Annotated in this window: 1 pseudogene; it reads left to right on the top strand. The window is 67.8% G+C overall.

Features of this window, described 5'->3' with window-relative positions:
- A pseudogene (locus KZZ04_RS20405) lies at window positions 1-245 on the top strand (hypothetical protein); the annotation flags it as partial.

Genomic DNA, 245 nt, shown 5'->3' with positions numbered 1-245 from the left:
GCCGCCGCCACTGAGCGAGAACTCGCTCTACTCGCTGCAGCAGAAGCACGGGGACCTGCTCACCGCCAGCACGCCGGTGATGGCGATGGCGCGCGACTTCCTCGCCGAAACCGGAACCATCATGGTGCTGACCGACCACAGCGGCACCATACTCAGCCTCGAAGGCGACCCGGCCACGCGCGACGAAGGCGCGATGATGAACATGATGCCGGGGGCGAGCTGGAGCGAGACGGCCTGCGGCACCA

Origin of the sequence: Pseudoalteromonas sp. CR1 (genome assembly GCF_019392235.1) — a bacterium.
GTDB lineage: Bacteria > Pseudomonadota > Gammaproteobacteria > Enterobacterales > Alteromonadaceae > Pseudoalteromonas.
The sequence above is the reverse complement of the archived record's forward strand: the minus strand, read 5'-3'. Positions and strand labels throughout refer to the sequence as shown.